The 11,700-nt window shown below is 61.3% G+C and carries 10 protein-coding genes and 1 pseudogene; 7 read left to right on the forward strand and 4 right to left on the reverse strand.

Annotated elements, in window-relative coordinates:
- Window positions 1-109: 109 nt before the first annotated feature.
- The 3 genes and pseudogenes from NTD84_RS25240 to NTD84_RS25250 form a co-directional block, all read left to right on the forward strand.
- Complete coding sequence (locus NTD84_RS25240) at window positions 110-2,041, forward strand: alkaline phosphatase D family protein (protein WP_410017379.1); 1,932 nt, start codon at window positions 110-112, stop codon at window positions 2,039-2,041.
- Window positions 2,042-2,158: 117 nt separating this feature from the next.
- Window positions 2,159-2,743, forward strand: a complete 585-nt coding sequence (locus NTD84_RS25245) for a DedA family protein (protein WP_262171273.1) — start codon at window positions 2,159-2,161, stop codon at window positions 2,741-2,743.
- 60 nt (window positions 2,744-2,803) lie between these two features.
- A pseudogene (locus tag NTD84_RS25250) lies at window positions 2,804-2,902 on the forward strand (type II toxin-antitoxin system YoeB family toxin); the annotation flags it as partial.
- Between the two features lie 8 nt (window positions 2,903-2,910).
- Here the strand turns inward: NTD84_RS25250 and NTD84_RS25255 are convergent.
- Entirely contained in the window at window positions 2,911-4,086 is a 1,176-nt protein-coding gene (locus NTD84_RS25255; RefSeq protein ID WP_262171275.1) for an aspartate aminotransferase family protein, read from the reverse strand.
- A 102-nt stretch (window positions 4,087-4,188) separates the two neighbouring features.
- On the opposite strand from NTD84_RS25255, the gene NTD84_RS25260 reads away from it, so the two are divergent.
- The gene (locus NTD84_RS25260) at window positions 4,189-5,094 is read left to right on the forward strand and encodes a LysR family transcriptional regulator (protein ID WP_262171278.1); all 906 of its coding nucleotides are present in this window, start codon (window positions 4,189-4,191) and stop codon (window positions 5,092-5,094) included.
- Between the two features lie 64 nt (window positions 5,095-5,158).
- Window positions 5,159-6,172 (forward strand): sensor domain-containing diguanylate cyclase, encoded by a 1,014-nt coding sequence (locus tag NTD84_RS25265; RefSeq protein ID WP_262171280.1) that lies wholly within the window; start codon window positions 5,159-5,161, stop codon window positions 6,170-6,172.
- Window positions 6,173-6,194: 22 nt separating this feature from the next.
- Here the strand turns inward: NTD84_RS25265 and msrA are convergent, their stop codons facing one another.
- The 3 genes from msrA to msrB are packed head-to-tail and all read right to left on the reverse strand — an operon-like array spanning window position 6,195 to window position 9,245.
- Window positions 6,195-6,902 (reverse strand): peptide-methionine (S)-S-oxide reductase MsrA, encoded by a 708-nt coding sequence (gene msrA / locus NTD84_RS25270; protein ID WP_262171282.1) that lies wholly within the window; start codon window positions 6,900-6,902, stop codon window positions 6,195-6,197.
- Between the two features lie 31 nt (window positions 6,903-6,933).
- Window positions 6,934-8,694: a cytochrome c biogenesis protein DipZ gene (locus NTD84_RS25275; RefSeq protein WP_262171285.1), complete on the reverse strand. Its 1,761-nt coding sequence runs from the start codon at window positions 8,692-8,694 to the stop codon at window positions 6,934-6,936.
- A gap of 32 nt (window positions 8,695-8,726) precedes the next feature.
- Window positions 8,727-9,245, reverse strand: a complete 519-nt coding sequence (msrB, locus tag NTD84_RS25280; protein WP_262171287.1) for a peptide-methionine (R)-S-oxide reductase MsrB — start codon at window positions 9,243-9,245, stop codon at window positions 8,727-8,729.
- Between the two features lie 151 nt (window positions 9,246-9,396).
- Between msrB and NTD84_RS25285 the strand changes: the two genes are divergently transcribed.
- Window positions 9,397-10,113, forward strand: a complete 717-nt coding sequence (locus NTD84_RS25285) for a response regulator transcription factor (protein WP_262171288.1) — start codon at window positions 9,397-9,399, stop codon at window positions 10,111-10,113.
- Window positions 10,110-11,630 carry a sensor histidine kinase gene (locus NTD84_RS25290; RefSeq protein WP_262171291.1) on the forward strand — a complete coding sequence of 507 codons (1,521 nt, stop codon included), beginning with the start codon at window positions 10,110-10,112 and terminating at the stop codon, window positions 11,628-11,630. Before NTD84_RS25285 ends, NTD84_RS25290 begins: the two co-directional genes overlap by 4 nt.
- The last annotated feature ends 70 nt before the right edge of the window (window positions 11,631-11,700 follow it).

Consider the following 11,700-nt stretch of genomic DNA (forward strand, 5'->3'; position numbering starts at 1 on the left):
CCGAATCCTGCACCGGTTGCACCGGCAGAACCACGAACGCTTCCAACGATTCATTGACACCCGCTACGCTATCATCCCGCGTCTGTGCACTTTGAATTCTTGAAGCCCGATGTCCATGTCCCCTCCTTCGCCCGAAAGCCTTCAAAACCTGCCACCCGTTCTGGTCGGCCCGCTGCTGCGGCGTCTGGAGCCTACACGGCTGGTGCTGTGGCTCGTAGGAAGTCGGGCGTTGTCACTGACGTTGCGTCTGCAAGGTGTGGGCGACATTTGCCTCGATGCAGGGCAATGCACGGTTATCCCGATCGGTACTCACGCCTTCGTTCACTTGATCGACGTGCCACTGGACACCGCCCTGCCCTGCGACACGTTGATCGAGTACGACCTGCTGATTGACGACGCGCAGACGGGCATCGCCGAATGGGCGCCGCATCTGTTATATGGCGAAGCACGCGGTCCGAATTTCGTGCTGCGCTCGCGGATCGATCAGTTGCTGCACGGCTCCTGCCGTAAACCTCATCACCCTGCGGTGGACGGTCTGCTCTGCGTTGATCGCTTGCTGGCGTCGCCGCATGCAGCGACGGAGCGCCCGGCGTTGTTGATGATGAGCGGCGATCAGGTGTACGCCGACGACGTGGCAGGGCCGATGCTGCGGGCGATCCATGCCTTGATCGAGCGGTTGGGGCTGTTCGGCGAGTACCTCGAAGGCGCGGTGGTCAGCGACAGCGCTGCGCTCTACGAACACGAGGCCAGCTATTACCACCGTGCGGATTTGTTACCGGCGTTGCAGAGTAATGAGACGCTGCGTGAGCGATTTTTCGGTGGCGCGCGTAAGCCGATTTTCACCAGCAGCAGTGCCGACAATCACCTGGTGACCTTCGCCGAAGTCATGGCCATGTACCTGCTTGTATGGTCGCCGACACCCTGGACGTTGATCACGCCAAAACCGCCGAAACTGATTCCCGAACGGCGCGAGCGTTACGCTCTGGAACAGACGCGTATCGATGGGTTCAAGGCCGGTCTGGGGGGTGTCGCTCGGGCCTTCGCGCACTTGCCGTGCCTGATGATTTTCGACGACCACGATATTACCGATGACTGGAATCTTTCCGCGCAATGGGAGGAAACGGCCTACGGCCATCCGTTCTCCAAGCGCATCATCGGCAACGCGTTGATCGCCTATATGTTGTGCCAGGGCTGGGGCAACAACCCGGATGCGTTCGGTCCGTTGCTGGAGAACGCCGAAGGCGTGATCGCCACCGGGCACGACGGTTATCTCGACAGCCGCGTGCAGGATGCGTTGATCAATAAACTGCTGAAGTTTCAACAATGGCATTACGTGCTACCCACCAATCCGGCGATGGTGGTGCTCGACACCCGAACCCGACGCTGGCGCAGTGAAATGACGCTCAAGCAACCCTCGGGCCTGCTGGACTGGGAAGCCCTGAGCGAACTGCAGCAGGAATTGCTCGATCACCCGTCAGCGATCATCGTTTCGCCGGCACCGATCTTCGGCGTCAAGCTGATCGAAACCGTGCAGAAAGTGTTCAGTTGGTGCGGTTACCCACTGTTGGTGGACGCGGAAAACTGGATGGCCCATCGCGGCGCGGCGCAGGTGATCCTGAATATTTTCCGACACTCGCGCACACCCGGTAACTACGTGGTGCTGTCGGGCGACGTGCATTATTCCTTCGTCTACGAAGTGTTGATCCGACATCGCCAGGCCGGACCGCGCATTTGGCAAATCACCAGCAGCGGCATCAAGAACGAATTTCCGCCGACGCTGCTGGAGTGGTTCGACCGGCTCAACCGCTGGCTCTACTCACCGCGCTCGCCGCTGAACTGGCTGACCAAACGTCGAAGAATGCGCGTCGTGCCGCATGTGCCGGAGCATGCCGAAGCCGGTGAACGCTTGTGGAATTCGGCGGGAATCGGGCAAGTGTTCTTCAATGAACAGGGTCAACCGCAGGCGATTTTCCAGCACAATTCGAACGGGTCGCCGAAGACCCGGATGGTCGCCCCCGAAAGCGCCACCGATCCACTGTAGGAGCGAGCTTGCTCGCGATGGCGGTCTGTCAGTCACTGACAGTCGACTCAGTCGAACCAATTCGTCCGCGTCTGGCCGAAGTTGAATAGCCGCAGTGTCGGCCTTGGGGAGGCGCTCTTGTTCGAACACATTGACTTCAATTACTGGCTCTCGACCTACGGCTACTGGGCAGTGTTTTTCGGCTGCCTGCTGGAAGGCGAAACCATCCTGATTCTGGGCGGCATGGCGGCCCACCAGCATTTGCTGCACCTGTGGCCGGTGATTGGCTGGGCCAGCCTGGGCGGGATGCTGGGCGATCAACTGCTGTTCTGGAGCGGACGCTATTTCGGTGCTCGCCTGCTGCCACGCCTGAGTAAACAACAGGCCGCCATCGAACGCGTGACCGGTCTGATCGCACGCTACCCCTCGACCTCGGTGTTCGCTGTGCGCTTCCTGTACGGCATGCGCCTGGTCGGACCGGTGGTGATCGGGGCCAGCGGTCTGTCGCCGCTACGCTTCACGGTGTTGAATGCTTTGGGAGCGGTGGTCTGGGCCACGCTGTTCGCCAACGCCGGGTACTGGGCCGGCGAAGCGCTTGAAAGCATGTTGGGCAACCTCAAACCCTATCGCCTGCCGATCGCGTTGGCGGTTTTGGTGTTGGCGGTGGTGATCGCCGTGATTCGGCATTGGCGGGCGAAGGCCAAAGTGCGGCATGTCGGATGAGTGAAACAGGGTGTGAGGGGATGGCGCGCACATAGGATTGGGACTACATCAGACACAGAAAACGGTTTCTGGTCACGTAGAATTACCGGCGAGCATCGGTTGGTGTACGCAGTCGAAGACGATGAGTTATGCGTCGTGATGTGTCGATATCATTACTGAGTTACGACTCAGGCTGCGCCCACCGCCCGACACACCCCTCTGACAATCATCTCCACTTCCCGCGCATCAATCGTCAACGGCGGCAGCAAACGAATGGTCTTGCCGCGCGTCACGTTGATCAGCAAGCCGTGATCTCGGGCGGCGATCAGGGTCAGGTCGCGGATCGGTTGCTTGAGTTCGATACCGATCATCAAGCCCTGGCCGCGGATGGCCAGGACGTTCGGGTCGTCGGCCAGTTCAGCGCGCAATCTGGCCAGCAGGCGTTCGCCCTGCACCTTGGCATTTTCCAGCAACCCTTGTTCCTCGATGATCTCCAGCACGGTGCACCCGACGCGGCATGCCAGCGGGTTGCCGCCGAAGGTGCTGCCATGGCTGCCAGGGGTGAACAGGTCGGCGGCTTTGCCGCGGGCCAGGCAGGCGCCAATGGGGATGCCGTTGCCGAGGCCTTTGGCCAGGGTCATGACGTCCGGAACGATGCCTTCGTGCTGGAACGCAAACCACCGGCCTGTGCGGCCAATGCCAGTCTGGATTTCGTCGAGCATCAGCAACCAGCCACGCCGGTTGCACAGTTCGCGCACCGCGTTGAGGTAACCCGGTGGCGCCAGTTGCACACCGCTTTCACCCTGAATCGGCTCCATCAAGACCGCCACGATGCGCGGGCCGTGGGCCTTTTGCACGTTGTCCAACGCCTTGAGGTCGCCGAACGGCACCTTGACGAAATCTCCCGGCAGTTCGTTGAAACCCAGGCGCACCGCCGGGCCGTCACTGGCCGACAGCGTGCCGAGCGTGCGGCCATGGAAAGCGTTTTCCATGACGATCACCAAGGGCTGCTCGATGCCTTTGTGCCAGCCATGCAACCGCGCCAGTTTCAGCGCGGTTTCGTTGGCTTCGGCACCGGAATTGTTGAAGAACGCCCGTTCCATGCCCGCCAGTCGCGTCAGTTTCTGCGCCAGTTGCTGCTGCCAGTCGATGCTGTAGAGGTTGGAGGTGTGCAGCAACAATCCGGCCTGTTCGCTGATGGCGCAGACAATTTTCGGATGCGAGTGGCCGACGTTGGTCACCGCCACACCGGCCACCGCGTCCAGGTATTCACGACCGGCCTGATCCCACAGGCGTGTGCCCAGGCCTTTGCAGAAACTCAGGGCCAGGGGTTGGTAAGTGCTCATCAGGCAGGCGGCGGTCATGACATCAAGCTCCATCAATGGTCGGTGTTTTTGCAGTATGGTTAGCCACCTGAGCTGGATAAACGCTGCAAAACTTCATTCATTTTAAAGCCGGACTTGATAATGGATTTATTCCAGGCAATGACCGTTTACGTAAAAGTCGTGGAAACCGGCAGCATGACCGCGGCCGCTTTCCAGTGCGAAATGTCCACGACGATGGTGGGCAATCACCTTCGGGCGCTGGAGCAACGTCTCGGCGTACGCTTGCTCAACCGTACGACGCGGCGCCAGCGCCTGACGGAATTCGGCACTGCGTACTATCAACGCTGCCTCGAAGTACTGGGGCTGGTGGCCGAATCCGAACGCCTGGCCGAGCAGGCTCTCGACGAGCCGAGCGGCACCCTGTGCATCACCGCACCGTTGACGTTCGGCACGGAAAAACTGGCGCCGGCCCTGAGCGAATTTGCGCTGCTGTGCCCGCGGGTCAAGCTGGACGTCGTCCTCACCAACGGGCGACCGGACTTGCTGGAAAACGGCTTCGACGTGGCGTTTCGCCTGGGCCACATGGAGCAGACCAACCTGATCGCCCGTCCGCTGGTGGATTACACCCTGACCATGTGCGCATCACCGCAATACCTGCTGCGTTGCGGCAACCCGCAAACGCCGGATGACCTGCGACTTCACGACTGCCTGTCCTTCGCCTACCCGGCCGGCGATGACTGGCACTCGGTGGAAAAGGAATGGCGCCTGATGGGGCCCGAAGGTGAAGTCGGTGTCGCGGTCAACGGGACGCTGTTGATCAACAGTTCCGCAGCACTGCATCAAGCGGCGCGCACCGGCCTGGGCATCGTGCTGCTGCCCGACGCGTTGGTGGAACAGGACCTCAAGGACGGAAAACTGGTGGCCCTGATGCAGGACTACCTGCCGTCAAGCCGTCCGATGAGCCTGATGTATGCGCAAGATCGCTACCGTTTGCCGAAATTGCGCAGCTTTGTCGACTTCGCCATCCGGATGTGGGGCAAGCACTAGCGGGCGGAACACGCCATCGACTAATCTCCGTGCTGGCAGGTCACTTTGATCAGGGAGAACGGTGATGGGTGAGGCCTCGGACATCGAAACACTCAAGTTCAGTCTGTCGGATCTGAACGAAGACATGCTGCACACCATCATGGAATTGGTGAGCGACGGCATCTGGGACTGGAACGCTAACACCGGGTTCGTTTACCGCAACCCCGGCTGGTACGAAATGCTGGGTTATGAGCCTCACTCCCTCGACAACACGGTGCTGACCTGGGAAAGCGTGATTCACCCCGACGATTACCCGCGGGTCATGACGCTGTTTGACGACTACCTGAGCCAACGGGCTCCCGGTTATCAGACCGAGTATCGTTGCCGGACACAGGATGGCAGCTATGTCTGGATCGAAGACCGTGGTTATGTGCTGGCCCGCAATGCCGACGGTTCGGTCGCACGCATGGTCGGTGCCCACCGCAGCATCGAGGACAAGAAGCGTCTGGTCGAAGCGCTCGAGCGCCGGAATCAATCCCTCGAAGCCCTCGTCGAAGCACGCACCCAAGAGCTGTCACGGGTGAATCAACAACTGCAGCTTCAACTCGAAGAAAACCTCAAACTGGCGGAAACCGACGCGCTGACGTCAATCGCCAACCGATATCGCCTGAGTAAAAACCTGCCGCTGGAATGCGAGCGCGCCCAGCGCTTTCGCCAGCCGCTGTCGCTGATTGCCATGGACATCGACGACTTCAAGCACATCAACGACCACTACGGCCATGCGCTGGGCGATGCTGCGTTGGTGCAGGTAGTCGACATCGTCAAACGCTGCGTCCGCGAAGGCGACTTGCTCGCACGATGGGGCGGTGACGAGTTCATCATGGTCCTGCCCAACACTTCGCTGGCGGAGGCCCGGAGCCTCGCAGAATCCATCCGCCACCGTCTCGCAGAACTGCCGTCGGTGGGCGACTTTCGACTGACCCTCAGTTTCGGGGTGGCCCAGCGCTTTGACGAAGAACAGCAGACCGGACTGCTGGCCAGGGCTGATCAGGCGTTGTACCGGTCGAAGGTGGCGGGCAAGAATGTGATTACGGGATGAACCTGATGGCTCACCCCTTCGCTCATATCCCCGCCTTCACCAGCACCGGTTTCTCCTGATACCGCTCCGGGTACAGCTGCTTCAACTGCGCCACCTTTGGCAGATCGTTGATCACGATGTACGGATAGGTCGGATGCTCGGTCAGGAAGTCCTGATGCTCCTCCTCGGCCGGATAGAAACCGTTGTAGCTTTCCAGCTGAGTGACGATCGGTTTGTTGAAGGATTTCGCCGCGTCCAGTTGAGCGATGTAAGCCTGTGCCACACGTTGCTGTTCGCTGTTTTCGGTAAAGATCGCCGAGCGGTATTGAGTGCCAGTGTCCGGTCCCTGGCGATTCAATTCCGTTGGATTGTGTGCCACCGAGAAATAGATTTGCAGCAACGTGCCGTAGCTGACTTGCGCCGGATCGAAGGTGACTTCGACCGATTCCGCGTGACCGGTATCGCCATCGCTGACCCGTTCGTATCGCGCAGTGTCGGCAGCACCGCCGGCGTATCCGGAGACCGCTTTTTTCACGCCTTTGACATGCTGGAACACACCCTGCACGCCCCAGAAGCAGCCGCCGGCAAAGACGGCGGTTTCGCTGTGCGCCTGGGTGGTTTCGTCAACGGCCGGAGGCGGAAGGACGACCGCGTCCTCGGTGGTTCCGAAAGAGAATGCCGAGCATTGACCGATGACGCCAGCAGCAATCAGCCCAACCAGGGTGCGGCGCCAAGTGAACGGGAATTTCATGAGTCTGACTCCTGAAGAGTGGGAATGACGATCAACCGAAGGTAAACGCGTAGGCCGACACGCCTGGATCGAGAAACTCGATGCTGAAGGTCCGGTCCGTGACACCGTCGGGCTGACGGACAAGTTGATACAAACGTTGCTCGGTCACGCTGCCGCTGCCATCAGGCGCGACGTCCGTACCGTGCGCATCGCCGGGAGCTTTTCCGTCGATCAGCACTTTGAAGCGCACCGGTTTACCGTCAGCGCCAGGCCCGAGCACCAAATGCAGATCACGCGCATGGAAGCGGTAGACGATGCGACTGGCCGGCGCACTTGAAGTGGCCCGCTCCGACCCGACCTTCCACTGGCCGTCCAGGCTCCAGTCGTTAAGGGCCAGTTGCGACGGCGGGCGGTAGGCCGAGTCCTTGTCCGGCGCCAGGCCTGATTCAGGGACGAAATGCTCTGCACGCTGAAAGCCCACATAGGTTTCCGGCGACTGCACTTCGTTCATGTCCGGGGCCAGTTGCACGCCCTTCGCGTCGGCATTGATCAAGCCGTCGTCGACCTTGGTAGCACCCGCTTCACGCAGCAGTTGCTGGATGACGCGCTCCGACTCGGCGTACTCACCTTCACCAAAGTGGTGATAACGAATGCGCCCCTGAGCGTCGGCAAAATAGTGCGCGGGCCAGTACTCGTTATTGAACGCACGCCATATTTTGTAATCGTTATCCACGGCCACCGGGTAGTTGATGCCGAGGTCCTTCATGGCTTTGGTGACGTTGCCGATGTTGCGCTCGAAGGCGAATTCCGGGGCGTGCACACCGATCACCACCAGGCCCTGGTCCCGGTACTTTTCCGCCCACGCTTTCACGTACGGCAAGGTGCGCAGGCAGTTGATGCAGGAGTAGGTCCAGAAATCCACCAGCACCACCTTGCCCTTCAACGCCTGGGCATCGAGGGGTGGCGAGTTGAGCCATTGTACGGCGCCGTCCAGCGCTGGAAGGTTGCCTTCGACCGGCAGCGTTGCGGGGGCGTTGTTCGCGACTTTGATTGCGCCCGCCGTATCCTGCACCGCACGGTTGTTCGGTGATTTTCCGGCCAGACGGGTGACCAGGGCCTGCTCGATGCCTCCGGTGGATGCCGTCGAAAATTGCGCAAGAATTCCGGTATCCAGGCCCAGCGCAATCGCCGCCACGCCCGCCAGCATCGCAGCCCCCAAGGCACGACGGACCCACTCGCCCGCCCCGATGGAACGCTTCATCGCGGCGAAAACTTTACCGCCCAGCAGCAATGCCACGGCAAGGGAAGTGGCGGCCCCTGCGGCATAAGCCAGCAACAACAGCGTCGTTGCGATGCTCGCCCCTTGCAGCGCAGCTCCCGTCAGTAACAGACCCAGAATTGGCCCGGCGCAGGGCGCCCAGAGCAGGCCGGTCGCCACGCCAATCAGGAATGAAGCACCGGGACGCGGCCGCGAATCGGCGCCGGCGACTTCCGACAGGCGACTGCCCGCCGCCACCAGTGGACGGGTCAGACGCTCAGCCAGTTGCGGCAGCAGCAACGTCAACCCGAACAGCGCGACAAACACCAGCGCGAGCCAGCGCCCGTACTGATTCAGTTGCACCACCCAGCCACCGCCCACCGCCGCCAGCGTGGCGACCAGCGCAAACGTCAGCGCCATGCCCGCCAGCAGCGGCAAGCCGCTTTTCATGAACGGCTGCCCGGTGCGGGCAAAGACAAAGGGCAATACCGGCAGGATGCACGGGCTGACAATCGTCAGCACACCACCGAGATAAGCGAGGACCAGCAGCCACATAGGGTCGACCTGCGTGAAGTGAAAGAAAAAGTTCAAGCCGCCTGTGGCTTGAAGGTCATCGCCAGACCGTTCATGCAGTAACGCAGACCGGTCGGTTTGGGCCCGTCATCGAAGACATGGCCAAGATGACCGCCGCAACGTCGGCAATGCACCTCGTCGCGCACCATGCCGAACGACCGGTCCTGACGGGTCGCGACCGCCTTGTCCAGCGGCGCCCAGAAACTTGGCCAGCCGGTGCGGCTGTCGAACTTGGTCGTCGATGAAAACAGCGGCAGCTCGCACCCCGCACAGGCAAACGTGCCGTCACGGTGCTCGTTGTTCAGCGCGCTGCTGTAGGCCCGCTCGGTGCCCTCCTCGCGCAGGATGTCGTATTGCTCGTCGCTAAGCAGCGCGTGCCATTCACTGTCGCTGTGGGTCACCTCGAATACCTCCTCGGCACTGGCCTCGCTGACCAGTGCGGTACTCGCGGCAAATTTTGGCAATACACCGACCACCAGGGCTGCAGCACCCAGCCCGCCAGTGGTTAGAAGAAATTGTCGCCGTGAAAACATGGCTGCCTCCAGAAATTCAAAGTGCCTTTCATGGAACACAGCCTAGGCTTGGGTGGATCGCCAAATCCTCACGGGAAGTTAAACAATTCGTGATAACTCTGGCTTTGGAAAACCCGCACAATGCGCTCATTGCGTCGAAGGATTGAACTGGATGGAACAGAACAAACGCGTCCTCGTGGTCGAGGACGACCTGCATATCGCTGACCTGATCTGCCTGCACCTGCGTGACGAGCAGTTCGAGGTGGTGCACTGCGCCGACGGCGACGAAGGCATGCGACTGCTGCAGCAGGGAAGCTGGGATGCACTGATCCTCGACCTGATGCTGCCGGGCGTCGACGGCCTGGAAATCTGCCGCCGCGCTCGCGCCATGGCCCGCTATACACCGATCATCATCACCAGCGCGCGCTCCAGCGAAGTGCACCGGATCCTCGGTCTGGAACTCGGGGCCGACGACTACCTCGCCAAGCCCTTTTCCATGCTTGAACTGGTGGCACGGGTCAAAGCGCTGTTGCGCCGCGTCGACGCCATGGCCCGCAACCTGAAGATGGACGCCGGCAGCCTGACCATCGACGGGCTCTCCATCGATCCGATCACCCGCGACGTGGCCCTTGATGGCCGACACCTTGACCTCACGCCACGGGAGTTCGACCTGCTGTATTTCTTCGCTCGCCAACCCGGCAAGGTGTTCTCGCGCATGGACCTGCTCAATGCCGTTTGGGGTTACAGCCATGAAGGCTACGAGCACACGGTCAATACTCACATCAACCGCCTGCGGGCCAAGATCGAAGCCGATCCGACAGAGCCGGTGCGCATCCTTACGGTGTGGGGCCGTGGCTATAAATTCGCCGCCCGGGAGGAGCAGCCGTGAGATTGACCCTGACGCAACGGCTGTCGCTGGTATTCGCCGTGCTGTTGCTCGTGTGCTGCGGCACATCGGCGTGGATGCAGGTGCGTTCGAACGAGATGCACGAGCAGGAAGTGGTGCAGGGGTTGTCGCGGGATCTGGCGCAACACATCGCCAAAGACACGGTGCTGATGGACACCCAGGGGCTGATGCCGGATGCCGTGCGTGACCTGTTCAGCAAACTGATGCAGGTCAACCCCAGTGTCGAGGTCTATCTGCTCGACACCGAGGGCAAGATTGTCGGCAGCGCCGCGCCCGAAGGGCGGATCCACCGGGAACGGGTCGACCTTGCGCCGATCCAGCGTTTGCTCAGGGGCGATGCCCTGCCGATTCCCGGTGACGACCCGCGCAGCGTTGACGCGCGCAAGGTATTCAGCGCCGCGCCGCTCAAGGTCGGCGGCAAACCGGCCGGTTATCTCTACGTGGTGCTGCTTGGCGAAGACCATGATCGCCTCGCGGAACGGGGTGCCACCAGCGCCGCGCTCAATACCGCGCTGCTGTCTATCGGACTGGTCGCCCTGCTCTGCCTGATTGCCGGTCTCACCGCCTTTGCGTTGATTACCCGGCCGTTGCGACGCCTGACCGATACCGTCAGCCAGTTCGACATCGACGGCATCCCGGCGACACCACCCGTTGCAGCTCCGGTGGAAAAGACCAGCAGCCATGATGAAATCGCGATCCTCGACGCCACGTTCCGGCAGATGCAGGCGCGCCTCAGCGAACAGTGGCGCTCGCTGACCCGCCAGGACCAGGAGCGCCGCGAACTGGTGGCGAATATTTCCCATGACCTGCGCACGCCGTTGGCGTCACTGCACGGTTACCTGGAAACCCTGTCGCTCAAGGACGCCACATTGTCCCCTGCCGACCGTCGTCGTTACCTGGGCATCGCCCTGGATCAAAGCCGTAAGGTCGGTGGCCTGGCGCAGTCGTTGCTGGAGCTGGTGCGTCTTGAACACGGCTTCGTGCAGCCGGTGCTGGAACGCTTCTCGCTGACCGATCTGGTGCAGGACATTTTCCAGAAATTCGAACTGACGGCCGAAGCCCAGCAAGTGCAACTCAAGGCCCACTTCGCGCCATCGGTGTCTGGGGTGTGCGCCGACCTCGGCCTGATCGAGCGCGTGCTGACCAACCTGTTCGACAACGCCCTGCGCCATACCCCCCAGGGTGGGGCGATCGATATCAGCCTTGTGCCACAAGGAAAGTTTGTCGAAATTACGGTCAGCGACAGCGGCCCCGGTATCGCGGCGGAGCTTCGCGAAGGCTTGTTTTTGCGTCCGTTCAACATCGGTGGCGCGCGGCGGGATGGTGGGTTGGGGCTGCGAATCGTGCACCGGATCCTGCAATTGCATGGCCGGGAGATCCGCCTGGTGGACGTGCCGGGGCAAGGGGCGACGTTCAGCTTTTCGTTGCCGGTGGATGAAGAGACGGCGAATGCGCTGGCTGAGCGATCGATGAACCTGAACACGCCGGCGCAATTCTGATCTACAGCGGCGCCCTTTCGCGAGCAGGCTCGCTCCCACAGGAGCCAGACGTACTGCTGTGGGTGGGAGC

Source organism: Pseudomonas sp. 14P_8.1_Bac3, from assembly GCF_025466085.1.
Taxonomy (GTDB): Bacteria; Pseudomonadota; Gammaproteobacteria; order Pseudomonadales; family Pseudomonadaceae; genus Aquipseudomonas.